General features: G+C 41.6%; 18 protein-coding genes and 1 pseudogene. 5 read left to right on the top strand and 14 right to left on the bottom strand.

All coding sequences use genetic code 11. The annotated features are described in order from the left end of the window. Positions 1 to 80: 80 nt before the first annotated feature. The 7 genes and pseudogenes from BACCOP_RS21360 to BACCOP_RS02430 all read right to left on the bottom strand — a co-directional run. Positions 81 to 1,276 (bottom strand): annotated as a pseudogene (locus BACCOP_RS21360) (transposase); the annotation flags it as partial. Between the two features lie 526 nt (positions 1,277 to 1,802). Further along, a complete protein-coding gene (locus tag BACCOP_RS02455; RefSeq protein ID WP_007565832.1) occupies positions 1,803 to 2,426 on the bottom strand; it encodes a hypothetical protein in 624 nt (207 codons plus the stop codon). Positions 2,427 to 2,462: 36 nt separating this feature from the next. After that, complete coding sequence (locus BACCOP_RS02450; RefSeq protein ID WP_007565831.1) at positions 2,463 to 3,443, bottom strand: DUF4249 domain-containing protein; 981 nt, start codon at positions 3,441 to 3,443, stop codon at positions 2,463 to 2,465. Positions 3,444 to 3,448: 5 nt separating this feature from the next. Continuing rightward, positions 3,449 to 6,049 (bottom strand): TonB-dependent receptor, encoded by a 2,601-nt coding sequence (locus tag BACCOP_RS02445; RefSeq protein WP_007565830.1) that lies wholly within the window; start codon positions 6,047 to 6,049, stop codon positions 3,449 to 3,451. Further along, positions 6,049 to 6,858 (bottom strand): FecR family protein, encoded by an 810-nt coding sequence (locus tag BACCOP_RS02440; protein WP_007565829.1) that lies wholly within the window; start codon positions 6,856 to 6,858, stop codon positions 6,049 to 6,051. Before BACCOP_RS02440 ends, BACCOP_RS02445 begins: the two co-directional genes overlap by 1 nt. Positions 6,859 to 6,930: 72 nt before the next feature. Further along, positions 6,931 to 7,431 (bottom strand): RNA polymerase sigma-70 factor, encoded by a 501-nt coding sequence (locus BACCOP_RS02435; RefSeq protein ID WP_007565828.1) that lies wholly within the window; start codon positions 7,429 to 7,431, stop codon positions 6,931 to 6,933. Between the two features lie 301 nt (positions 7,432 to 7,732). Then, complete coding sequence (locus BACCOP_RS02430; protein ID WP_007565825.1) at positions 7,733 to 8,674, bottom strand: tRNA-dihydrouridine synthase family protein; 942 nt, start codon at positions 8,672 to 8,674, stop codon at positions 7,733 to 7,735. Between the two features lie 60 nt (positions 8,675 to 8,734). Here BACCOP_RS02430 and BACCOP_RS02425 point away from each other — a divergent pair, with 60 nt between their 5' ends. The 3 genes from BACCOP_RS02425 to BACCOP_RS21355 all read left to right on the top strand — a co-directional run bounded on the left by BACCOP_RS02425 (position 8,735) and on the right by BACCOP_RS21355 (position 10,961). Continuing rightward, a complete protein-coding gene (locus BACCOP_RS02425; protein WP_007565823.1) occupies positions 8,735 to 9,142 on the top strand; it encodes an acyl-CoA thioesterase in 408 nt (135 codons plus the stop codon). Continuing rightward, entirely contained in the window at positions 9,139 to 10,254 is a 1,116-nt protein-coding gene (dprA, locus tag BACCOP_RS02420) for a DNA-processing protein DprA (protein ID WP_007565820.1), read from the top strand. The genes BACCOP_RS02425 and dprA overlap by 4 nt, the downstream gene beginning before the upstream one ends. A 218-nt stretch (positions 10,255 to 10,472) precedes the next feature. Further along, on the top strand, positions 10,473 to 10,961 hold the full coding sequence (locus BACCOP_RS21355; protein WP_007565818.1) for a hypothetical protein: 489 nt from the start codon (positions 10,473 to 10,475) through the stop codon (positions 10,959 to 10,961). A gap of 275 nt (positions 10,962 to 11,236) precedes the next feature. On the opposite strand, the gene BACCOP_RS02415 is transcribed toward BACCOP_RS21355, so the two are convergent. The 7 genes from BACCOP_RS02415 to BACCOP_RS02385 form a co-directional block, all read right to left on the bottom strand. Then, positions 11,237 to 11,992 carry a succinate dehydrogenase/fumarate reductase iron-sulfur subunit gene (locus BACCOP_RS02415; RefSeq protein WP_007565816.1) on the bottom strand — a complete coding sequence of 252 codons (756 nt, stop codon included), beginning with the start codon at positions 11,990 to 11,992 and terminating at the stop codon, positions 11,237 to 11,239. A 35-nt stretch (positions 11,993 to 12,027) separates the two neighbouring features. Further along, complete coding sequence (locus tag BACCOP_RS02410; RefSeq protein WP_007565814.1) at positions 12,028 to 14,010, bottom strand: fumarate reductase/succinate dehydrogenase flavoprotein subunit; 1,983 nt, start codon at positions 14,008 to 14,010, stop codon at positions 12,028 to 12,030. Between the two features lie 34 nt (positions 14,011 to 14,044). Beyond that, a complete protein-coding gene (locus tag BACCOP_RS02405; RefSeq protein ID WP_007565811.1) occupies positions 14,045 to 14,734 on the bottom strand; it encodes a succinate dehydrogenase/fumarate reductase cytochrome b subunit in 690 nt (229 codons plus the stop codon). Between the two features lie 433 nt (positions 14,735 to 15,167). Then, positions 15,168 to 16,757 (bottom strand): S41 family peptidase, encoded by a 1,590-nt coding sequence (locus tag BACCOP_RS02400; protein WP_040311739.1) that lies wholly within the window; start codon positions 16,755 to 16,757, stop codon positions 15,168 to 15,170. Positions 16,758 to 16,765: 8 nt separating this feature from the next. Then, positions 16,766 to 17,224: a pantetheine-phosphate adenylyltransferase gene (coaD, locus tag BACCOP_RS02395; protein WP_007565808.1), complete on the bottom strand. Its 459-nt coding sequence runs from the start codon at positions 17,222 to 17,224 to the stop codon at positions 16,766 to 16,768. Positions 17,225 to 17,262: 38 nt separating this feature from the next. Further along, on the bottom strand, positions 17,263 to 19,197 hold the full coding sequence (locus BACCOP_RS02390) for a DNA topoisomerase IV subunit B (protein ID WP_007565806.1): 1,935 nt from the start codon (positions 19,195 to 19,197) through the stop codon (positions 17,263 to 17,265). 21 nt (positions 19,198 to 19,218) lie between these two features. After that, entirely contained in the window at positions 19,219 to 20,373 is a 1,155-nt protein-coding gene (locus tag BACCOP_RS02385; RefSeq protein WP_007565804.1) for a hypothetical protein, read from the bottom strand. A 347-nt stretch (positions 20,374 to 20,720) separates the two neighbouring features. On the opposite strand from BACCOP_RS02385, the gene BACCOP_RS02380 reads away from it, so the two are divergent. Then, positions 20,721 to 23,795 carry a SusC/RagA family TonB-linked outer membrane protein gene (locus BACCOP_RS02380; RefSeq protein ID WP_007565801.1) on the top strand — a complete coding sequence of 1,025 codons (3,075 nt, stop codon included), beginning with the start codon at positions 20,721 to 20,723 and terminating at the stop codon, positions 23,793 to 23,795. A gap of 21 nt (positions 23,796 to 23,816) precedes the next feature. Next, a complete protein-coding gene (locus tag BACCOP_RS02375) occupies positions 23,817 to 25,316 on the top strand; it encodes a RagB/SusD family nutrient uptake outer membrane protein (RefSeq protein WP_007565799.1) in 1,500 nt (499 codons plus the stop codon). Positions 25,317 to 25,341: the final 25 nt, after the last annotated feature.

The following is a 25,341-nucleotide window of genomic DNA, read 5'->3' as shown; positions in this document are numbered from 1 at the left end:
TAATAATGAATAAAACTAATTCCACTAATATTATGATCTGAGTTCGATAAAAATTCGCCAAGCCTAAGCGGCTCTGGCAAAAATAAGATGAGTTCTTTGAAAAGTTTGTCAATAACGTGCGGGTCTGGGCTAATCCCAAACACGCAAATAAATCATTCAAGCGTATAATCATTGTGTATGAAAGACTTGCAGGAGGATATGGAAGAGGTTATTCCGAGCCTCTTACTTGCCGCTTTGGCCAAGTTGACAGCAGCAAGCGATGCATTGAAGTGAAAATCCAATTTCCTGAAGTCGGTAGACTGGCAGCTGGTGATTCCTGCATGCTGCTTGCCATCTCTAAGCAAATTCCAACTGGAACCTGGTTCTGTAATAATCCAGCACTCGCGTCCATCCAAGGAATCGTCTGTAGAGAAATAAAGTTGCCACTTGTCTGTTCTTCCGTCCATCGGATACCAGACGGCTAAGGAAACATACCTTTTGAAAGCTTTAGCATAAACCCTCAATCCGTATAGCTTTCCTTTGTTCACCTCGTATTCCTTGCACCGGGTCAAATCCAGATTGGCAAAGTCAATCCTGCCGTCAAACCACTTGGGATGACCACGTTTTCCTGTTTTCTTTTCCAATGTCGGATAGTACAGGACAACATCATTCCTAAAGCGGCTGATAACATGGAAACTGTTCTCACACATAGGCGTTACGAAAGTTTCCTTGGAAAAGAATGCGTCTGCAACCACCGTTTTGGATATGCTTTGCAGCTTGTCTTTTCTGCTGATAAGATAGCAGCTGTACCAGTCAACAAGGTTCTTGTCCATATTATCCAAGGTCTTACAATCCGGCGTCTGAATGGAACCTAAAGTCATGCATTCATGGTTGTCGATGTCAATGACACCGATGCCCATGATTTCCAGTCCACGCTTGTACTCTCCTGCACAACCGGACCAGAAGTAACCTATCCAAGGTGTCTTCTTGCCTGATTTGGGAATATGGAAGGGTCGATGGCAATGGCTTTTCTTTTGCCTGTGAAATGCTTGCTGATGACAGATCCGTTGAACGCAAACCAGTCGAAAGTTTCATGCTCAAAAAGGTTACGATAAGTCTGTTCTGAGAAACAGCCATCTCTGCCCAATTGAAGGAAATTTATACGATCCGGGATGGCCATGAATAATTTCATGGTGTCCATGAATGCTTTTTCAAAAGGTTTGTGTATATTCGCTACTGATTTGAGAGCCGACAGGCACTCGGATTGGTATTGCATAAGGAGTGTTTCTTTAGTCATAATCAGAAGAGTTCAGAGACTTCTAATTTACTAAGAAATAACGAATTATGCAATACTTTCCTCCTTTATTATCAGCAGGTTAGCTCTCTTTTTTCAGCACATTTCTTCATGCTTAACCATTCGTTTTTGACAACATTTCAATGACCTCTTTAGTGTTTCCGAACCAGCTTTTGCCGGTTCTGTTGTTTAACTTTTAATCTTTCGGTAAAAATTTACCGAAGTATTGTTACATTTACAAATGTAAAAAAAACAAAAAGGTCATCCAAATATTTTATAAGGATTTATCAACACGTTATGATTCCTTTTTCGATTACGATGAAAACAGTCTTACTAATGAGAAAATCGAACAGGTCCTTGCCTTTCAAACGTAGTTTACGGAACTTTGACAAAGAGCTGGAGGAAGCAAAAATTTATTTTTATATCTATGAAGATACAAAAAATATTGGTACATAGCCCAATATTTCACTAGGTATGTACCAATATTTTTATGAATTTATTGTTGAAGGCACGTTTTCTGTACCTTCAATTAATTTGTATTTCTTTTAGACAAAGGTATGTATACCATCAATTCCCAGCCAGACAAACGGTTGTTCGCAAAAGGGAATAAATCAAATTTCCGAGTCATTCCCCGCTTATATTGTATGGCAATTTCCATACAACCAAAGTCATAACCCAAACGTACAAACACAGGTACATTTACAAAATCTTTATCATAAAAATAATAAGCAGATTCTACCCCTACAGACAAATTCAATCCTTTATACAAATAATATCCCACACTTCCGGAGAGAGAAACCGACAACAAATTACAAACTCCTGCATTTCCCGCATAAGTTATGTGCTCGTCCGGAGAGAGATAGCTTAATCCATACTTATAACGATGATATCCGGCTGTTATCGCAAAATCGAAAAACCATCGGGAATCAATCGGCTTCAACCGCCAACGATAACCGAAACCTAAAGAGAATCTGGAATCAAAATAAGTCTTCCCAGCATCAAAAGGAGGTACCCCGGCTGATGGAGGAACCATATCATAACCTACCATATCTTTTCCTCCATAAATTGTCAGACCTGAGGAACGGCCTGTCTGTCCGTAAGTAACTAGCCAGCCACTAAATAACAATATAAGAACAGTCAAACGCTTTATCATACAATCAATTTTTGTGTTTAATCAATTACTTCCAACTCATTCTTTCACACCATCCATCCATTCTGTCTGCATCATCCGACAGCCCCCTACTAGTCCAAAACCATTCTCTACATTGGTATAGGTAGGGCGTACAGGAGCCAATTCCGATTCTCCCAATTTATTGTTTACTTGTTCATTCATCGATTTCAGATAATGATAGAACTCTTCCGACAAACTATACAGACAAACCTTATATTGTTTCCTGTTTGTATAAACTTCACCCTGAATAGAGGTTTCATAATCGGATATATAAGTTTTGTTCAGCCGAAGTGTGTAGTTCTTCCCTTGAATCTTCTCATCGCTCCAAATATACAACTGCTCATAATACGTATAGTCACCTATAAGAATTTCATCCAAACCGGCTGAGACCTTCAGGAGCGGTTCATCATTCCAATCCATATACGCCGTATATTCTTCGTCATAATACACCCGTGAATCTCCATCCCTCCAATACTTTGCTCTTTCTTTCACCGTTACGGCATAATAGTTTACTGTACTTGCCTTATCGGTAAAGTTTATCTGAAACTGAAGCGTACCAGGATCGGATGGCTTTCGCTCCATATGAACAGAATTCAACGGAAACGGAGCTGGAATTGTCGTAACAGACGAAACTGTTTCCAAGTCTTCAGCAGAAGCTGTCAGCCGGATACGATCGCCTTCCTCGTATCTCTGCACCGTATAATAACTTTTGGCGGGAACACCCGGTAAAGCTTTGTCCGTCCACAACAGACCGACAGGTGTACCGTTTACTTCCAGCCGGACATCCGTCCCTGTCAAACCAGAAACAATTTCCCCCTTGCCTGTGACTGGAAGACTGCGTGAAAAACGTACCACGGTTGTATCTCCACTCCCGGGATAACTGTATACAACTAACTTAGGGATTCCTTCCGCCTCATCCAGATCGAAATGATATACGCAAGATGTAAACAGTAAGGATACCCCAAGTATGATCATGAAAGAAATATATTTTACCATCATCCTTATTAGAATTTTAAAGTATAACTGAAAGAAGGAATTACAGGAAACAGTCCTATCGCCTTGCCTCTGAAACTACCATCGGCCTGCCGTTCTACTTGAGTATAGAAAGCATTCATCCGGCAATAGGCATTGTAAATACTGATATTCCAGATACGTTCGAAACCTCGTTTGGTTGTCCGCCGGAAATTGATGCCTACATCCAGCCGATGATAGGCTGGCAGGGTAATATTGTTCGGCTTTTCGTAGACCCAGCTTCCTGCCGCATCAGACGGCTGGACGGTTCCAGGCAAAGAAGGATTTTCTACATACTGCATAGGCACAGTAGCCCGATCGCCACTACGGAAAGTCCATGCTGCGTACGCATCGATACGGTTATTAAACTTATGACGGAACATCAGGTTCAGCTTATGACGGTTGTCAAACTTGCTGGCATACCAGTCGGGGTAAAAATCTTCGAATTTCTGCTTGCTCCACGACAGCGTATAACTGGCCTGAAAGACATTCTTCGCGTGACGGTACGCCAGTGAGGCTTCCAATCCATACGATTTTCCTTTGCCTACCCTCACCCATTTCTCCCAGTTATCGGCAGGAAGTGTCAGGTTACCACCGGTATCATATTCCAGCATACGGTCGGTAATACGGAAATAGCCTTCTATGTCCATGCTCAAGTTCCATGGAAGCTTCATATAAATACCTCCCGCCACCTGACGTGAACGCATCGGACGTATGCGACTGGTAGAAGGAACCCAGCAGTCAGTAGGAAGATTCAAATAAGAGTTCGAAAGCTGATGGGCAAACTGACTCATTTCGGTATAAGAAGCCTTCAAGGTAGCCCAATCGAAAAGCCGGTAACCGACAGATAATCTCGGTTCCAAGGAATGATAAGTCGCTCCCGTAACCCGATACAAGACATAGTGCAGACCCGCATTTACCCGCAACTTTTCGGTCAGCTGCATATCATCTTCCACATAAAAAGAGATTTCACTCCCCCGATAACGACCTTCACCCGCCGACGACAAGGTATCGGCAATCCCTGCCGTTTCTCTTATATCCTGCGAAGCGATACGCTGCGGATGATACAAATGAAACAAATAGTTGCTACCCAGACGAATATGATGACTCGCAGCCGGACGATAACTGAACTCCATCCGGTAACCCACATCATCAATCGTCGAATAATTGCTTCTTTGCATCCGTTCCATCGACACCCTCTTGTCTTGTTCATAATAGCTTTCGTCCGACAGGAAACTATACTTTGCCAGATTACGGGCATACACCAGTGATACATTGCCCGACAGTTTAGGAGTAAGCTGACCGTTCCAGTTCAATCCGACCGACAAGTTGCCCCAACGGATATGGAATGTATTCTCATCCCGTTCCTCGTACTTCTGGAACATATATCCTTCCGGAAACTGTTGCAGCACTCTCGACTTGAACAGATCACGGGCAGAATATACGCTGAGCGACAACTTGTTCCGATCGGAAAACCGATGCGTAATTTTAGCATTGATATCGTGGAAAACGTAACGGGTCTTAATATTTTTATCTGAAAAATTTCGATTCGCTATCCACAAGGCAGGTGTGGTCAGCAGATCCATCCAGCTCCTTCGCATACCAAAACTAAACGAAGTCTTATCTTTGATGACAGGTCCTTCAAACTGGAACCTGCCATCCAGCAGTCCGATGGAAAAAGTGCCATGATATTCTTTCATGTCCCCCTCCCTGGTACGAACATCGATGACCGATGCCGTTCTTCCTCCATAACGAGCCGGGAAACCACTCTTATAGAAGTCTACATTCTTCACCACGTCCGTATTGAATGCCGAAAACAGTCCACCCAAATGATTGACCTGATACAACGGAGTACCATCCAGCAAACACATATTCTCATCATTCCGACCGCCATGTACATACAGCCCGGAAAGCAATTCCGTACCGGAAGAAACACCCGGCAAGTTCTGAATGGACTTGACAAGATCCGGAGAACTCAACAGAGAGAATTCCGTATTCAGCAATTCGGGAGTAAAAGAAACCTTTCCGGTCTGAGTGGTAAAAAGCGGATCATTCAGATTTGCTGTAACCTCCACACCTGCCAGTGCCGTTGTGCTTTCCTTCAGATAAATAGTTCCAAAATAATCAGACTGCAAATCGAGTTCCTTTACCACTTCCTCATAGCCAATATAAGACACACGAAGCACATGCTTCCCCTCGGGTAAAGTAATACTGAAAAAGCCATGCTCATCAGTCAGTGTTCCGGTACGCGTAGTCTTGTCATACACCGTCACATTAATCAGTGATTCACCATTATCCTGACAGACATAACCCGAAAAGGTATACTTGTTCTGCCTGAACAGCAGCACATATTCATCCTTGATTTCCCACTTGATACCAGTCCCGCCAAAAACAATATTCAGATTCTCCGCCAGTGTCTTGTCGGGCAACGGTCTGCCCGCAGGTGTCACATCAGCCAAAGCAGAATCGTATACAAAACTTACATGATATACCTCCTGCATGGTATCTATCACTCTTTTCATCTCTGTGGATTCGGACGAAGCATTCGCCGCCACATGCAGACACAGCAGAACAGCACAGAAAAATGTTCTCATCACTTCTTCTTTTCAATTTTTACTTTCAGCACCTTTTCTATTATCTCGATTATTTCATCCAAGCTTCGGGAATTAAAATTGGCAGTCAGCCGTTTATCCGTATTGTCAGCTGTCAGACGGACATTGTAATACCTGGAAAGTTCATCGAGTACCTTTTTCAAAGGCGTATTGCTGAACACAAAGCTACCTTTACGTGTCTGTGCTCTCTGCGTAAGTACTTGAGGTTTCTGTTGTCCTTTGACAACCTGCGCCCTCATTCCACGTGTCAGAATTACCGCATCCGGTTGTCCTACAGCCGTATACTGTACTTTTCCCACCTCAACGTGTACAAATGCCATATCATTCCGGCTTTCATCCAGCAAGAAACGAGTCCCTAACACCCTCACTTCCGACAATCTGCCACTTACCGTAAACGGCCGGGCAGCATGATGACGAACCCTAAACAAACCCTTTCCCCGTAGACGGACATCCCGACGGACAGACAAATATTCACGAGAACAATAGCGGATGGAAGAATGAGGATAGAGCATTACGGCAGAACTATCCGGCAACAGGCAATCGACCGGATGCTCGTATGCCGTAATCTCCGTCCATTTCGCATCAGTAAACAGGTATATCTTTATGACAAACACCAAAAGTACGGCAGCCGCTATCCCCGCAAAAGCCATCACATACGAACCAGAACCTGACTTGCTTTCGGATATAGCATGTTTGTGCTTAAAAATCTGCAATGCCTTCTGCGTATCAAGTTTATTTACACGGTAATGCTTCAGTACAAACCGGAGACATTTTTCTTCTAAATCTTTCATACTTCTTCGATTTTAAGTTTCATAGACAAGACTGTACAAAGGTTGAAATTCACTATTGCCAGCAAGCTAATTTTAGCCGAAAAAGAAAGTATATACTTTATATGCTCCCTCACGTATCAGTCGAAGTGCTTTCTGTATATGATTATCAACCGTATGAACGGAGATATGAAACTTGTCGGCTATGTCTTTATACTTCATGCCATCCCGTTTGTTCAACAGAAACACTTCCCTGCAACGGTCGGGCAATGAATCAATGGCAGTCCAGATACGTGCTTCCATGATCGTACGTTCTTCTACATCTTCCTCGGGTAACCTGTCTTCCAGATCGGATGGAGAAAGACTAGTATCGAACATACTACTTTGTTTCAGCCAGTCAAGGCTACGGTTTCTGACCATCGTATAGAGGTACGACCTAATATTAACGATCTCCCCACCTTCCTGTTCCATTTTTTCCCACAAAACCGAAAAACACTCCTGCACGATATCTTCAGCTGCATCTACATCGTGAATATAGTGTATGGCGTACAAGCATAAAGGTCTGTAATGGTATCTGAACAAATTATCAAAATTCATATCACTTACTTCTAGTTTTGATATTATGAATCATGTTTTACATAATGACGTACAAAAATGCCTAAGTCACTATGTTGCATTCGCAAAAAGAAGTTAATTTACCAAGAAAAATCCAGAACTATGAAAGCATAAAAGGTAAGAAGTCAAATTGATTAAAACGATGCAGAAAATACATCTGCACATATTCAAAAAACATCAGCATATTTACTCTTTTTTTTGTACGAAAGTCCCCGTCTTTCGTACAAAAAATAAAAAAAGAAGACGATGTTTTTGTCACTTCTTGCTGATAAATTCTTATTGATTAGCGCAAGGCTTCTTCTACCGCTCTGAGATAAGTGTCCAGACGATTACTTTTTAAGATAAGCTTACGGCTCTTCTTGTCTATATCGGGAAGTAAATACTCCCACATGGTTTTCAGTTTGGCAAGCAACTGAGCCTCGCCTCCTTCAATAATCCGGCAATAATGTTCATACATCAACCCGTGCATTGCAGATACCTGACGGTATAATGTTGTTTTATCGGGAGATTGACCTTTGCGAACAGATAGGGCAAGCGAAGGATCAGCAAGCAGCCCTCTGCCTAGCATCACACCTTTCAATCGTGGATATTCCTCCAGCAACTCTTGAACAGTTTCTAGTGTACACAAATCTCCATTATACACCAATGGCAGTTCACAGGAGTCATAAAACTCCTTAAAAGCAACACGGTTCACTTCTCCCTTGTACTGCTGTTTTCCGATACGTGGATGAAGAGTTATCTGAGACACCCCTGAGCCGTTCAGTAAAGGTAATACCTGTTTCCATTCATCGGCATGTAGCCACCCAAGTCTCATCTTGACAGAGAAACGGATTTCCGGCAACTGACGCATCGCATCCAGCAGCGCAGCAACTTTTTCGGGATAAGGCAATATGCCCGATCCCTTTCCACGGTTGGCTATAAGCGGGAAAGGACATCCCATGTTAACGTCTATCTCCCGATAACCTTTTGAAGCCAGAAAGCCGGCTAGCTGATTCAGTTCTTCAGGTTCTGAAGCTACCAGTTGAGGTATCAGATGACTTACTGTATTTTGCCGAGGCAGTACTTCCCGCTTATCTTTGTTACGGATTTCACCTTTTTCCAAACGAATAAAAGGGGTATAGTAAGCATCTACACCTCCAAACGTCTGTTCGTGTGCATTACGCCAGGCAGCCTCCGTAAACCCTTGCAACGGAGCTGCATAAATTGCCGGTATATTCTGTTCCATACATCCGCAAATATACGGATAATTCGTTACCTTTGTAGAATACATTAAAAAATCATCCCCATGGATAAATACATTTATGAATTGAAAATGAAGGTGCGCGATTATGAATGTGACCTGCAAGGCATCGTAAACAATGCCAATTACCAACATTACATAGAGCACACACGACATGAGTTTCTTACTTCTACAGGCATCAGTTTTGCCCGACTGCACGAAGAAGGAATAGATCCGGTTGTAGCACGTCTAACTATGGCGTTCAAAACTCCTCTGAAAAGTGGCGACGAGTTCGTTTCGAAACTGTATATGAAGAAAGAAGGAATAAAATATGTATTCTATCAAGACATATTCCGATTGCCCGACATGAAAATTGTCATTAAATCGACGGTAGAAACCGTATGTGTAATAAACGGACGACTGGGCAACAGTGAACTTTTCGATACGACTTTTGCTCCCTATCTTTCAGAATGAAAAACCATGAATTACTTTGCCGTCTGGCATTAACTCAGCTTCCGGGAATCGGTATTGTAGGAGCTCATAAGCTGCTGGATGCTACGGAAGGAAAAGCTGCTATGCTTTTTGACCATCCCAAGGATCTGGGAGATATCATTCCCGACATTTCACCGAAGATCGCTTCTGTATTCGATGCACCGGAGGTTTTGCGCCGTTGTGAAGCAGAGCTTTCGTTCGCAGAAAAAAATCATATAGCCTGTCTTACTTGTGATGATGAAGCTTATCCCTCCCGGCTCCGGGAATGTGATGATGCTCCACTTGTCCTGTTTTACCGGGGAACAAGTGATTTGAACCAGCGTCATATCATCAGCATGGTGGGAACCCGTAATGCGACTGATTATGGAAAAGATATATGCATGCGATTTATCGGTGAACTGAAAGAATTGTTACCGGATGTAATAATTGTCAGTGGGCTGGCCTATGGGATTGACATACATGCTCATCGTGCGGCCTTGCAACATAAAATGGAAACAATAGGTGTTCTGGCTCATGGTTTGGACAGAATTTATCCGTCTGTACATCGGCGTACAGCAGCCGAAATGACACAATGCGGAGGACTGCTTACCGAATTTATGAGTGGTACAAATCCCGACAAGCAGAACTTCGTCAAACGAAACCGTATCGTAGCAGGTATCAGTGACGCAACCATTGTTATCGAATCGGCAAATAAAGGGGGATCGCTTATCACGGCAGAAATAGCAGAAAGTTATCACCGCGACTGTTTCGCTTTTCCAGGACGCATTAATGATATGTATTCGGCTGGATGCAACGAACTGATACGTTCGAATCGTGCTGTATTGCTTCAGAGTGCCGAGGAATTGATAAAGGCTATGAACTGGGATAGTGAAGCACAAGCTCCTGCGGTTATACAACGGCAGTTATTCCCCGAACTCGATGAAAATGAAGAAAAAATAGTATCCTTACTCCAAAAGCACCCAGACGGAATCCAAATAAACACACTTGTTGTAGAAAGCAATATCGCCATCAACCGAATGACGGGCATTTTATTTGAGCTGGAAATGAAAGGAATAATCCGTACACTTGCCGGAGGGGTATATAAACTGATATAAGATTAATAAAGCATAGCCCGTGAACAAAATAAGAAAAGGGCAAAAAAAATGGGAGAACGCTTTCTCCCAACCTTGTTAACCTTAAATCTAATACTATGAAAAAAATCACATTGCAAATGTAATAATTCGTAAGATATCACGCAAGAGCAAACAACAATATTACAAAATGTTTAAAACTATTTTACATTTAAAGACGTTTGCGCACACAAAATAACACTTTGATTTTATCAAATCGAGTAGGAGGAAAACGAAGTAGTTTTCTTCCTACTTTCGTTTTCCGACCTCTCACACCACCGTACGTGCCGTTCGGCATACGGCGGTTCTTTACTATGGATGCCTTTCGTATTCTTCGAAAGACACTTCCACGACATCTTCTTCAACCATCCATTTGTAGGTCTGCGCTCCTTTATACCCTTCGCATTCCGTCCTATCTCTTTAAAGGTAGCCCAATACTTCTGTTTTGGTTTTATGCATTCGTTCCAACAAACGGTAGTTTTCAGTTATGCCGTTTAAATAAAGTTTGGTCCTTCCCTATAGGCATACATGCCTTGGGTACTACGACCTCTGCTGACTTCTCACGGCAAGCTTTACTCCATCATGGTACTTCGAATCATTCATCCTCACCATATGTCCGTGAGACATCCTCGGATAAGGGTATTAACTTTCAATCTTATGTCTGCTCCATTTACACTAACCGTCCCGAATAGCTATAGGGCTTTAGTTTGTTTCGCAACCTTACCCACGGTCATATGCCTTATATGAAGTTTCTGTTCGTCAGACCAGATGTTTGCCGCCAGCTTCTTTCAGATTCCAACTCGCGATGGACACCCTTGCTTTTGGCTGTATGATTCCCGCTATTAGGGCTCATTGGGGACTTGCACCCGTTAGCTAATACTCATGCCGAGCATACAAAAAAGAAATCCCTGCCGAATTCTACTTCAGCAGGGATTTCTCTATCAAATAAAAGCTTTACAGCAAGGAATTAATCTTTCAACTTAGCCTTGATAAAGTCACGGTTCAAACGAGCAATATTGCTGATTGAAACGCATTTCGGACACTCAGCTTCACATGCACGTGTATTTGTACAGTTACCAAAACCAAGTTCATCCATCTTAGACAACATGGCTTTTGCACGACGCAAAGCTTCCGGCTTACCCTGAGGCAATAAGTTCAACTGGCTAACCTTAGCTGAAACGAACAACATTGCAGAACCATTCTTACAAGCAGCTACACAAGCACCACAACCGATACAAGAAGCAGCATCCATAGCTTCGTCAGCAACTGGCTTCGGAATCAGAATAGCATTTGCATCTTGAGGAGCTCCTGTACGTACACTGATAAAACCACCAGCCTGCATAATCTTATCGTAAGCTGTACGGTCTACCATCAAATCCTTGATAACCGGGAAACCAGCAGAACGCCAAGGCTCAACAGTGATTACATCGCCATCTTTGAAACGGCGCATGTAAATCTGGCAAGTAGTAGCACCAGTAGCAGGTCCGTGAGGATGTCCGTTGATATACAAAGAACACATACCGCAGATACCTTCACGACAGTCATGATCGAATACAATAGGTTCTTTGCCTTCTTCAATCAACTGTTCGTTCAAAATATCCAGCATTTCCAAGAATGAAGTATCTCCCGGGATATCTTTCATCTGGAATGTATCGAAATGACCTTTTTCTTTAGGTCCGTTCTGACGCCAAACTTTCAGCGTAAATGATATATTTTTATCCATTTTACTTAGATTCTTTAATTGTTTAACTTCACTGATTAGCTCTTATAGTTACGAGTCTGAACTTTAATTGCTTCGTATACCAGCGGTTCTTTATACAATACCGGAGCCTTATCATCGCTACCCTGATATTCCCAGCAAGCTACATAGAAGAAGTTTTCATCATCACGTTTAGCTTCTCCTTCTTCTGTCTGGTATTCTTCACGGAAGTGACCACCACAAGATTCGTTACGGTTCAATGCATCGTAAGCAATCAGTTCACCCATTGTAATAAAGTCATTCAAACGAATAGCCTTATCCAATTCAACGTTCATACCTTCTTTTGAACCTGGGATAAACAATTCTGTTTCGAATTCTTTACGGATTTCTTTCAAACGAGCCAAACCAGTCTTCAAACCTTCTGCAGTACGTCCCATACCAACGTATTCCCACATCACGCGACCCAATTCCTTGTGAATAGAATCTACAGACTTCTTACCCTTGATATTCATCAGGTGATCGATCTTATCCTGAACAGCCTTTTCTGCTTCAGCAAACTCAGGCAGATCAGTAGAGAAGCGAGGAACAGTGATCTGGTCAGCCAGATAGTTCTGGATAGTATAAGGCAATACGAAGTATCCGTCAGCCAATCCCTGCATCAATGCAGAAGCACCCAGACGGTTAGCTCCGTGGTCAGAGAAGTTACATTCACCGATAGCGAACAGACCTTTGATAGAAGTCTGAAGTTCATAGTCAACCCAGATACCACCCATTGTATAGTGGATAGCCGGATAAATCATCATCGGATTATAATATTTTACGCCATTGATTTCTTTAGCCAATTCACCTGGATTTACGTCGGTGATTTCTTCGTACATATCGAACAAGTTACCATAGCGCTGACGAACTACGTCAAGACCCAGACGTTCGATACTTTCAGAGAAGTCGAGGAATACAGCCAAGCCTGTGTTATTTACACCAAAGCCGTGGTCACAACGTTCTTTAGCTGCACGTGAAGCAACGTCACGCGGAACCAAGTTACCGAATGCCGGATAACGGCGTTCCAGATAGTAGTCACGGTCTTCTTCAGGAATATCGCTTCCCTTCTTCGTTCCAGCCTGCAATGCTTTTGCATCTTCCAGTTTCTTCGGAACCCAGATACGACCATCGTTACGCAATGACTCAGACATCAAAGTCAGCTTAGACTGCTTGTCGCCGTGTACAGGGATACAAGTCGGGTGAATCTGTACGTAAGCCGGGTTAGCAAACCAAGCACCCTTGCGGTAGCAAGCCATTGCAGCAGTACAGTTACAAGCCATTGCATTGGTTGACAAGAAGTAAGCGTTACCGTAACCACCGGTGGCAATTACTACTGCGTGAGCAGCGAAGCGTTCCAACTTACCAGTTACCAAGTTCTTGGCAATGATACCGCGAGCACGACCGTCAACCAATACCACGTCTTCCATTTCATAACGAGTATACAGTTTTACGGTTCCAGCACCTACCTGACGGCTCAATGCAGAGTATGCACCCAGCAACAACTGCTGACCAGTCTGACCTTTAGCATAGAAAGTACGAGATACCTGCGCACCACCGAAAGAACGGTTAGCCAATGTACCTCCGTATTCACGAGCGAAAGGAACACCCTGAGCAACACACTGGTCGATAATGTTGTTTGAAACCTCAGCCAGACGGTAAACATTTGCTTCACGAGCACGATAGTCACCACCTTTTACAGTATCATAGAACAAACGATAAACAGAGTCACCATCGTTCTGATAATTTTTTGCAGCATTAATACCACCCTGTGCAGCGATAGAGTGTGCACGACGAGGAGAGTCTTGAATACAGAAGTTGAATACGCGGAATCCCATTTCACCTAAAGAGGCAGCAGCAGAAGCTCCAGCCAAACCTGTACCTACCACGATGATGTCCAGACGACGTTTGTTTGCCGGGTTCACCAGTTTCTGATGAGCTTTATAGTTGGTCCATTTCTCAGCTATCGGGCCTTCAGGAATTTTAGAATCAATTATTTTAGTCATAATGTTTTTTCAGTTTAAATCAGTTACACTTAAATTAGCAAGCACCGCAACCCATCATATTCTTCAAGAAGAACACAACAGCTACTACCATAAAACCAAGAACGATGATAGTAGAATAGATGTTAGAGATGCATTTCCAACGGTTAATCCAAATCATGTTGTTCCATCCCAAAGTCTGCATTGCACTCCAGAAACCGTGAGTCAAGTGGAACCACAAAGCAATCAACCAAATGATATACAACACGAAGAACAACGGATTAGAGAAAGTCTGCATAATATAGCCATAACCGTCGGCTGCATGAAGACCACCCAACATAGGGTTACCGATGATTTCAGCGAACTGCATTTTGTACCAGAAGTTCATAAAGTGAAGAGCCAAGCCCAGGATTACGATGATACCCAATACCAACATGTTCTGAGAAGCCCATTCTACATTCTTCGGACGAGCATTTACAGCATAACGTTCGTTACCGCGAGCTGCACGATTCTGCATTGTCAACCAGAAAGCGTAGATAATGTGAATTACAAACAAGGCAGCCAATCCCACAGTTGCTACCAGCGCATACCAGTTAGCACCCAGGAACTCACAAACCATGTTGTAAGCTTCGCCCGAGAACAAAGCAACACAGTTCATCGCCATGTGAAATGTCAGAAACAGGACAAGGGCGATACCAGTTACACTCATCACCACTTTCCTTCCAATAGATGAATTACTTAACCACATAAATGATTGAATTTAAATTATTTAATTGTTAGAACTAAAATTTCTTACTACATACATTAAAATACGATACAAAATTAGAAGTTTTCCCTATATAATACAAGGGATTACGGAAATAATTCTTTAATCTGTCCAGTGATTTAAGCAACAAAAATAATGAATGTGCTTCAGCAAGGAGAAAATAAGACTAAAGAAGTTATTGAACATTTTACCTTCGCTGTTGGTCAATAACCATTTCATTATGAACAATTCAGGACAGGTTCTACTTTACTATCCATAGTTTTTCTGAAAACCGGTAAAAGAAGCTTCTTTCAAGGCAAAGCAACATATTCAGGACATCCCTTATCTTAATAGCATAAAAAGAGCCGTTTTAGCTTTTTACTACATTGCTAAAACGGCCCCTTCTTACTTATAATCTAATAAATACTCTAAGCAGTTATTTACGTTCCGGGAAATTCATTCCTGGTTTCTCTAATAGTTCTACCGCCTTAAGCATACTATTGTTCATGAGATTTATTACCTGAAAATACTCACTCATATCCCATAAATCACGAGCAATCAGAGCTTTCATTTGAGCTTTTATGAGTGGAAGTGCAATTTGATATTGTTTCTCATCATATTTTGCTCCTAATGTTTCACCTAGCTTTCTCAGTTCTTCAAGCATAGCAGATGTCACTTCAAAATTCTTATTAAAATGTCGGAAGTCCTTATACTCTTTCAGCCATTCTTCACGATATGCATCTACCAGCTTCAAGTTCATCTGCACAATAGCTCCTTTATCGCGCAAGGCAAGATAATAATCAGTATACATGGTTGTATCTACAGGCACAAAATAATCCGGCATGATACCTCCTCCACCATAGACAGTACGTCCCAGCTTCAATGTCTTGTATTTCAAAGAATCCGGAAAATGGATACTGTCTGCACTCAACATTTCCCCACGATTGTAACGATCTATCAAATCTTTATTGTACTGTTCAATACTCTCGTAAGGCTTCTGAATACAACGACCGGAAGGCGTATAATAACGAGCAACAGTCAGACGAATCATAGAACCGTCAGGTAAATCAATCGGACGCTGTACCAGCCCTTTTCCAAAAGTACGTCTGCCCACAACTATAGCACGGTCCCAGTCTTGTAATGCTCCTGTTACGATCTCACTTGCCGACGCAGAAAATTCATCGACCAATACAACCAAACGTCCATTTAAGAAATCACCATTTCCCTCAGCATCAAACTCAGCACGAGGATTACGACGTCCTTCTGTATAAACGATAAGTTCTTTCTTACCTAAGAACTGATTAGCCAATTCAATCGCTGCATTCAGATATCCTCCACCATTTCCTTGCAAATCGAGAATAAGGTCGCGCATACCTTCCTTCTGCAAACGATGAAGAGCATCAGCAAATTCCTTTCCTGTAGTTGCGGCAAAACGATTTACACGAATATAGCCGATTTTTTTATCAACCATATACGAAGCATCAAGGCTATATACAGGAATCTTATCGCGTTTGATAGTAAAAGGAAGTAGCTCTTTTACTCCACGACGCATAACTTTTACGGTTACCTCTGTACCTCGTTTACCTCGCAGACGACGCATCACATCTTCCGTACTCATTTTTACACCGGCAATCACCGTATCATTTACCTCAATAATACGGTCGCCTGCCAAAATTCCGACTTTCTCCGAAGGCCCTCCGGAAACAGGCTGGATAACAAATAGCGTATCAGTAGCCATATTAAACTGAATTCCTATGCCGTCAAAGTTTCCTTGCAATGGCTCATTCAACGCTTTTACCTCTTCCGGATCAGAATAAGTAGAATGAGGATCCAGTTGCTCCAGCATCTTTACAATAGCCGACTCTACCAGCTTATTTTCATCTACCTGATCGACATATAAGTTTGATATGGCAAACTCCGCCAACTGCAACTTGCGTGAAGGAGAGTTGAGCATCTTATTCTGTGCTACTACTGAACAGAAAAAGAAGAAGTTGCACAACAAAATCAAATAAAGTCGCTGTTTCATAGTTTTCATCATAAATTAATATCCAGTCCTTCTGGCAAAAACGGTGTTACATCTTTGCCATATTGCAATAATTCACGTACGATAGTGGAGCTGATGGCTGTCAGTTCCGGCTCTGTGAAAAGCAAAATAGTTTCAATGCCGGCAAGCTTTCTATTTATGTCGGCAATGGTTTCTTCATATTCAAAATCACGAACAGTACGGATTCCTCTGATAATGAACTTAGCGTTCCTCTGTTGCGCAAAATCGACAGTCAGATTATCATACGCTTCTACTCGTATGCGAGATTCGTTTGCGTAGAGTCTTTTTATCATCTCCACACGTTTTTCGGTAGGAAACCAAGTTTTCTTATTATCATTGACACCAATTCCGATAATAATCTCGTCCATAAAGGTTAATGCACGTTTTACCACCGAAAAATGCCCGATTGTAAAGGGATCAAATGTCCCTGGAAATATCGCTCTTTTCATTTCAGCCAATAATCACAAATCAAGAGATACTTGATCTATCAATTCAACAAGTCCTCTTCTATTACCAAATTATTAATAATAAAGTTTTGTCGCTCCATGGTGTTCTTACCCATGTAAAACTCCAGCAACTCTTTAACTGCATCCGTTTTACGCAAAGAAACCAGTTCTAAACGCATGTCCTTTCCGATAAAATTCCGGAACTCATCAGGCGAAATTTCTCCTAATCCTTTAAATCGAGTAATCTCCGGATTGGGACCCAACTTTTCTATTGCTGCAATTCGTTCCTCATCTGTATAGCAATAAATAGTTTCGTATACACCTTTTTTACGGTTACGAACGCGGAAAAGCGGCGTCTGCAAGATGTAAACGTGTCCTTTCTTTATTAAATCGGGAAAGAACTGAAGGAAAAAAGTTATCATCAGCAAGCGTATATGCATACCATCCACATCGGCATCAGTTGCCACGATGACTTTATTATACCGTAATCCGTCCAAGCCATCCTCGATATTCAGCGCAGCTTGCAACAGATTGAATTCTTCATTCTCGTAAACGACTTTTTTAGTTAATCCAAACGAATTCAAAGGTTTACCACGCAAACTGAATACAGCCTGAGTATTAACATCACGGCTCTTGGTTATAGAGCCACTTGCAGAATCTCCCTCCGTGATAAAAATAGAACTTTCCAAACGCGGATCATTTTCTTCATCTTTCTTAGCCCCTTTCAAGTCATTCAAGTGAATACGGCAATCACGTAACTTACGGTTATGCAGATTTGCTTTTTTGGCGCGTTCACGCGCAATCTTAGTAACCCCCGCGATAGCCTTACGTTCTTTTTCCGATTCCTGAATCTTCTGAAGCAACACATCTGCTACATCGGGATGTTTATGCAAGTAATTGTCTACGTTTTCCTTTATAAAGTCACCAATAAACTTATTTACACTGATTCCTGAAAGTGGATAAGGATTACCATCTGAATCTTTTTCAGGAGCCATCGTCAAAGAGCCCAACTTAATCTTTGTCTGACTTTCGAAAGTCGGCTCTATTACATTAATGGCAATAGCAGCTACCAGCCCGTTGCGAATATCCTGAAATTCCATATTTTTACCATAGAATTCCTTGATAGTGCGTGCAATATGCTCCTTGAAAGCACTTTGGTGCGTACCACCCTGAGTTGTATGCTGTCCGTTGACAAACGAATAATATTCCTCTCCATACTGAGGACTATGAGTAAAGGCTATTTCTATATCTTCATCTTTCAGGTGAACAATTGGATACAAGCCTTGAGAAGTCATATTGTCATTCAGCAAATCTTCCAGACCGTTACGGCTTACAATGCGATGGCCGTTATAATATATCGATAGCCCTGTATTTAAATATGTATAGTTACGCAGCATCGTTTCGATATATTCAGGACGGAAGTGGTAGTTTAGAAACAAGGTGTTATCGGGCTCAAAGAAAATATAAGTACCATTTTCTTCCTCTGTAGATTGAGTAGTATCACTTATCAGTTCTCCTTTTGCAAAAACAGCTTCACGCATCTGCCCGTCGCGTACACTTCGCGCTATAAAACGAGAACTCAACGCATTGACAGCCTTTGCTCCGACACCATTCAACCCGACACTTTTCTTAAATGCCTTTGTATCATATTTTCCACCCGTATTCAGCATAGATACGGCATCAACCAGACTTCCTAACGGAATACCACGCCCATAATCGCGTACAGAAACACGCAAATTATCTTCCATCTGTATTTCAATGCGTTTTCCTGCTCCCATTTTAAACTCGTCAATACAGTTATCTACGACTTCTTTCAGCAATACATAGATGCCATCTTCTGCCTGAGAGCCATCACCTAAACGCCCGATATACATACCAGGACGAGTACGGACATGCTCCATATCGCTCAGATGACGAATATTCTCCTCTGTATACGAAACGGGATTCGCTATTTGTTCATTGTATTCTTCTTCCATAAACAACACTCAAACGATATACTAATTTTCTTCTTTCTTTCCTGCTACCAACATCTTCTTATATGCACGACGACGCTTGTGCTGAACAGCTTCGAAAGCTCCCCACTGCGCCTGCACTTTCTTGTTCATTTCCAGTTCCGGATTACTTTCTCCATATTTGAATCCCATCTGTTGATAAACTGGAACTAAATCATAAAACAACAATGCATTTACTCCTTTACTTTGATATTCGGGCTTCACACCTACCAGCAATAAATCAAGCACTTTCGGCTTTTTGATAAACAAGGCTTTAAGTAAATGGAACCAGCCAAAAGGAAGCATCTTACCTTTTGCCTTTTGCAGTGCTTCCGACAAAGAAGGCATAGAAATACCCACAGCTACCAGGTTTTCATTTTCATCTTCTACAAGCGAAACCATTCGCAAATCTATCAATGGCAAATACATCTTGATATATTGATTGATTTGTCCCTGAGTCATTTGTGAATAGCCGTACAAAGGTGCATAGGCTTCATTTATCAAATCAAAAATCTTCTGTCCGTAGTTTTTGCTCTTTATTTCACTACGTTTCAATTTTTTGATTTTCAGCTTATATTTTTCCAGAATAATTTCGGAAATACGGATAAACTTCTCTGGCAACTTATCGGGAACAGTCAACTTAAACTCTACCCAGTCGGCTTCCTTTTCGAAGCCTAAACGCTCCATATGCTGTTGATAATAAGGGTAATTATAAATAGTCGACATGGTTCCTAGCTGATCGAACCCTTCAACCAGCATACCTTCTGCATCCATATCGGTAAAGCCTAGCGGTCCGACAATAGCTTCCATTCCTCGTTCTTTTCCCCATTCTTCTACTGCTCCAAGCAATGCTTCAGAAATTTCCGGCTTATCTAAAAAGTCAATCCACCCAAAACGGACTTCCTTTTTTTTCCATGTTTCGTTCGCACGGTGGTTAATAATGGCAGCTACACGTCCTACCACTTTTTTCCCTTCATAAGCAAGAAAATAATCAGCCTCACAGAATTCAAATGCTGCATTCTTTTTCGGGCTGAACGTATTCAACATATCATCGTACAAATCAGGTACGGAATAAGGATTGTCTTTGTATAATTCGTAATTGAAGCGAATAAATGTCTGCAACTCTTTTTTAGAGCTTACTTTCTTAATGATAATGACCATCTGTTCGTTATAGTATGAAATTTCAGGTTGTAAAGATACAATTTTTTATTCGAAGAGTAATTCTCTTATCCCGAAATTCGAGTATTGGCTCCTTCGTTTTTCCCATTTATCTATCATATAATACTTACAAACCATCATAAATGACATAAGGAACATTAACATCCTCAAATATCAGTAAAACATTGTGGAGATATTTCCCAAAATTGAGTAAAAAGTCCCCAATAAACATAAAAGCCACAGAGAGAGTCGCTTTCAACCATGTCTATAAATCAATAAGTTACATTTTTTATCGTAAGAATAAATAAAATTGGTTCAATTATTGTTACACGACATAAAAATTAGGAAACATGAAAACTAGAGAAAAAGTAAAACTATTTTTTTTATTTATTTTTTATTGTGTAATAACACAACAAGTCTTTGCTCAGAAACGAACAATCTCTGGAACAGTAACTTCAGCAGATGAAAAAGAAGCATTGATAGGTGTTTCTATCACAATAAAAGGAAATGAAGCTATCGGTACAATAACCGACCCGGAAGGGAAGTATAGCTTGCAGGTTGAACCAGACCAGACACTGATTGTTTCATACATCGGAATGAAAACAGCAGAGATTCGTGTTCCACGCAAGAATTCAGTACTGAATATTGTATTGGAACCAGAGTCAATGAATCTGGACGAAGTTGTCGTAACAGGTTATGGTAACTTCACAAAATCTTCTTTTACCGGTTCGGCTAACACACTAAAAGCCGATATGTTAAAAGACATCCCTGTCATGAGTGTGGAACAGAAACTGCAAGGTATGACAACAGGTGTCAATATTACCAGCAGTTCTGGCCAGCCGGGAGCCAACCAGAATATCCGTATCCGAGGTATGGGATCTTTTAATGCCTCTCAAGAACCACTGTTCGTTATAGACGGAGTACCTGTTACTTCTGGAAGCCTTAGTGCAGGCGGTTCGGATGCGGCATATATGAATAACTCAAAAACCAACATCATGAGTACGCTGAACCCTGCTGATATCGAGAATATTACAGTAATAAAAGATGCAGCAGCAGCTTCACTTTACGGTTCGAGAGCAGCAAATGGAGTCATTCTTATCACGACTAAAAAAGGTAGTGCCGGAAGAGCTCAGGTAACCTTGAATATTTCAGGTGGTTTCTCAAATGCTGCAGTCGATTTCCGTCCGACTCTGAATGGTGACCAACGTAGAGAGTTATTATATGAAGGACTGGTAAATTATGCCATCGACCAGAACATGGAATCACCAACAGCATATGCTGATCAGGAAATCGGCCAATATGCATACGCACCATCTATGGGGTATACCGACTGGCGGAAAGAATTGTTACGAACAGCTACTCAGCAGGATTATGAAGCATCTGTTTCAGGTGGAAACGAACGTTCCACTTATTATGCTTCACTGGGATACAACAAGCAAGAGGGTCTGGCTAAAAACTCAAGTCTTGACCGATATTCTGCTCGCTTGAATCTTACTCAGAAAGTAGGGAAATATGGAGAAGTAGGAGCCAACATGATGTTCACACAGATGAATCAGGAAATGAACGAGGAACGAGGATCTGCCATCAATCCGTTCCTTTGTGTAGCCATGACCATGAATCCTTCAATGACAGTACGTGATGAAGAAGGAAATTATATCGGTGCATATGAAGGTAGTACCCTCAATCCATTACGCGATATCATGACCGACTACAACCGCGTACGTATGACACGTATGTTTTCTACCGGCTACGCAAGTATTGAGCCGTTAAAAGGTCTGAAGTTGAAAGAAACAATAAGCTACGACTATACAACCCAAAAAGATTCCAGATACTATAACCCGCTTAGTTCGGCAGGCCCTAAAAGTGGTAGTGACGCCCAGACAGCAAAAGGGTTTATCGAATATGGAAAATTTATCTCTTCTACTTCTTTAAACTACGTACGTACGTTTGCATACAAACATCATCTGGATGTACTGGCCGCTTATGAAATAGAAAGTTATCAGACCGACAAAGCCTCAGGAATGAAGTCTAAACTTCCTTCAGACATCTTGACAGAACCCGATAATGCAGCCGTCTTGAACAGTTTTATTTCATCCACTCAAGATTACCGCATGATTTCGTATTTGTCACGTCTTAACTATGATTATGACGACCGTTATTATCTGGCAGGAAGTTTCCGCCGAGATGGTAGCTCACGACTTTCTCCAAGCAACCGATGGGGAAATTTCTGGTCTGTTTCGGGTATGTGGAATATCAGTAATGAAGCATTCATGAAACCGGTAAAAAAGGTCTTGAACGATCTGAAAATACGTGCTTCTTATGGTGTAAACGGAAACCAGCCAGGATCTCTTTACGGATATATGGGACTGTATAGTTACGGACAGAACTATATGGGAGCATCCGGTTCGTATGAATCATCTCAACCTAATACCAATTTAGGATGGGAAAAGAACTACAACCTGAATATCGGACTTGACCTCGCTTTCATAAACCGTATTTTCGTAAGCCTGGAATATTATAATCGTGATACAAAAGATTTGCTTTACAATCTTCCTATCAGTGCTACAACCGGATTTACCAGTTATCTGGCCAACGTCGGACAGCTTAATAATAAAGGTGTAGAATTTGAATTACGTACATTGAATTTCGCTTCCAACGATTTCAACTGGACAACAGTTTTCAATCTGACACACAATAAAAACAAAATCGTTTCATTAAACGGTCAGCTTGATCAGACTATTGAAGGTACATGGTTTATCCACAAAGTGGGCTTGCCATATCACACATTCTATGTAAAAGAATTTGCCGGAGTAAATACTCAGAACGGGAAAGCAGAATATTATAAAAATAAGGTTAATGAAGACGGTACAATCGACCGTAGTCTGACAACCGATCCGAATGAGGCAGAAAGCATACCATTCAAATCGGTTAACCCTAAAGTATCTGGTGGTCTGACAAATATTTTAAATTATAAATGGCTGGATTTGAGTTTCACTCTTACATATTCACTGGGAGGTTACTCATACGATAAACTGGGAACCAGCATCGAGAACGGAACAGAGTCTATTTATACATCCAGATATAATCTGCCTGTATATGCTTTAGAACGCTGGCAACAACCGGGCGACCAGACAGATGTCCCGCGTTTCGTATTTGGAGAGAAAGCAACTGTTACCAATTCATCACGCTACATCCACAGTACAGACCATTTAAGACTGAAAAATCTTACTCTCGGATTTACATTACCCGACCAGTGGACAAGCAAGGCATTGATCAACAAAGCACGTGTCTACTTCTCTGGAAGCAATTTGCTGACATGGGCTAAATGGAAACAATACGATCCAGAAACTCCTGTTAACGGCGAAGTATATTGTGAAGCTCCACCTATGCGTACATTCAGTTTTGGCGTACAATTAACATTCTAAATTCATTAACGATCATATCATATGAAGAAAATATATATTTATTTACTGGCGGCTACTTCTATTATGGGGGTATCTTGTTCCGAAGACTGGCTAAATCTGAATCCTTCTACATCCGTTACTACCGATCAGGCCCTTTCAACTTTGGAGGATATAAAGGTAGCGTTAAACGGAGTTTATCGCGAAACATCACAGCACAGTTATTACGGAGATAATTACTGGTACTACGGAGACTGCCGCGCCATGGATGTACAAGCCAGAGAAAACAAAGCATCAGGCAAGCGTGTTACTCCTTATTATACATATAATGTACTAGCAACTGACAACCTGAATATAACTCTTCCTTGGAGTCGCCCTTATCTGGTAATCAGACAGGCAAATAACATTATCCAAAAGATAGAACAGGGAGCAGTACAAAGCAGTGATACCAAAGAACTGGACCGCATAAAGGCGGAAGCCTTGGTGTTGCGAGGACTGGCCTTGTTCAATCTGACCAGACTTTTCGGAATGCCTTATATAAATGACAATGGTGCTTCTCTGGGAGTTCCCATCGAATTGAAACCGGAAGAACCATCCCACCAACCGAAACGGAATACAGTAGCAGAATGTTATGAACAAGTTGTCAACGACATAACAACAGCACGCTCTAGCCTAAGTACAGAAAGAACGGATGGTTATATCAATTACTGGGCAGCACAAGCATTGCTTTCAAGAGTCTATCTTGATATGGGGAAAAATAAAGAAACTTACGAAGCTGCAGCCGATGTCATCAATAATAGTAAAGGATTGTATCAGCTTTATACACGTGACGAATATCCTACCATATGGGGAAAAGACTTTCAGGCAGAAGCTCTGTTTGAATTATACATAAGTACAACCGAACCTTCAGAATGGGGAGGTGGTACCGGTGGTGAAGGAGCTCCAATGGTTTATGCAAATGAAGAAAAGGGAGTAGACTGGAACAATCTTATCCTTACAGAAGAATTTCTGAATTTGCTTGAAGAAGATCCTAATGACGTACGTCATTGTATTACCCAGCTATCGCTTATCGAAAACAATGAAGGTCTTCCCGAAGCAGCCTGTACCCGTAAGGTATTTCTCAGTAAATTCCCAGGAAAGAGCGGTGATCCGAAAGACAATAATATCAGTATTATCCGCTTATCGGAAGTTTATCTGAATGCTGCTGAAGCCGGTGTAAAATTAGGAGGAGAATACTTGGAACCTGCAAGAGGTTTCCTGAATCAGATTGTCAGCCGTGCCAATCCGGAAAAGTCGGTCAGCGCAGAAGAATTTACTATTGAACGTGTTTTGAAAGAATGCCGGAAAGAATTGGTAGGCGAAGGACAAATTTTCTTCGACTATCTGCGAAACAAACAACCGATCGTTCGTAAAGGAGGATGGCACTTGAGTACACTGAATACATTAAATGCTGAAACAATCCAACCCAATGATCCGCGTATTGCTCTTCCTATTCCACAGTCGGAAATAGATGCTAACCCCAACATCGTACAGAATCCACAATAAGCTCCATTTGTGATTTCTAATAAAA

Origin of the sequence: Phocaeicola coprocola DSM 17136 (genome assembly GCF_000154845.1) — a bacterium.
GTDB classification, from domain to species: Bacteria; Bacteroidota; Bacteroidia; order Bacteroidales; family Bacteroidaceae; genus Phocaeicola; species Phocaeicola coprocola.
The sequence above is the reverse complement of the archived record's forward strand: the minus strand, read 5'-3'. Positions and strand labels throughout refer to the sequence as shown.

Excerpts from the sequence above, each read along its gene's own strand:
- BACCOP_RS02415 (WP_007565816.1), bottom strand. The coding sequence starts at position 11,992 with ATGGATAAAAATATATCATTTACGCTGAAAGTTTGGCGTCAGAACGGA.
- BACCOP_RS02440 (WP_007565829.1), bottom strand. The coding sequence starts at position 6,858 with ATGAAAGATTTAGAAGAAAAATGTCTCCGGTTTGTACTGAAGCATTAC.
- BACCOP_RS02385 (WP_007565804.1), bottom strand. The coding sequence starts at position 20,373 with ATGGTCATTATCATTAAGAAAGTAAGCTCTAAAAAAGAGTTGCAGACA.
- BACCOP_RS02430 (WP_007565825.1), bottom strand. The coding sequence starts at position 8,674 with ATGGAACAGAATATACCGGCAATTTATGCAGCTCCGTTGCAAGGGTTT.
- coaD (WP_007565808.1), bottom strand. The coding sequence starts at position 17,224 with ATGAAAAGAGCGATATTTCCAGGGACATTTGATCCCTTTACAATCGGG.
- BACCOP_RS02435 (WP_007565828.1), bottom strand. The coding sequence starts at position 7,431 with ATGAATTTTGATAATTTGTTCAGATACCATTACAGACCTTTATGCTTG.
- BACCOP_RS02450 (WP_007565831.1), bottom strand. The coding sequence starts at position 3,443 with ATGATGGTAAAATATATTTCTTTCATGATCATACTTGGGGTATCCTTA.
- BACCOP_RS02390 (WP_007565806.1), bottom strand. The coding sequence starts at position 19,197 with ATGGAAGAAGAATACAATGAACAAATAGCGAATCCCGTTTCGTATACA.
- BACCOP_RS02425 (WP_007565823.1), top strand. The coding sequence starts at position 8,735 with ATGGATAAATACATTTATGAATTGAAAATGAAGGTGCGCGATTATGAA.
- BACCOP_RS02445 (WP_007565830.1), bottom strand. The coding sequence starts at position 6,049 with ATGAGAACATTTTTCTGTGCTGTTCTGCTGTGTCTGCATGTGGCGGCG.
- BACCOP_RS02400 (WP_040311739.1), bottom strand. The coding sequence starts at position 16,757 with ATGAAACAGCGACTTTATTTGATTTTGTTGTGCAACTTCTTCTTTTTC.
- BACCOP_RS02410 (WP_007565814.1), bottom strand. The coding sequence starts at position 14,010 with ATGACTAAAATAATTGATTCTAAAATTCCTGAAGGCCCGATAGCTGAG.
- BACCOP_RS02405 (WP_007565811.1), bottom strand. The coding sequence starts at position 14,734 with ATGTGGTTAAGTAATTCATCTATTGGAAGGAAAGTGGTGATGAGTGTA.
- BACCOP_RS02380 (WP_007565801.1), top strand. The coding sequence starts at position 20,721 with ATGAAAACTAGAGAAAAAGTAAAACTATTTTTTTTATTTATTTTTTAT.
- dprA (WP_007565820.1), top strand. The coding sequence starts at position 9,139 with ATGAAAAACCATGAATTACTTTGCCGTCTGGCATTAACTCAGCTTCCG.
- BACCOP_RS02375 (WP_007565799.1), top strand. The coding sequence starts at position 23,817 with ATGAAGAAAATATATATTTATTTACTGGCGGCTACTTCTATTATGGGG.
- BACCOP_RS02455 (WP_007565832.1), bottom strand. The coding sequence starts at position 2,426 with ATGATAAAGCGTTTGACTGTTCTTATATTGTTATTTAGTGGCTGGCTA.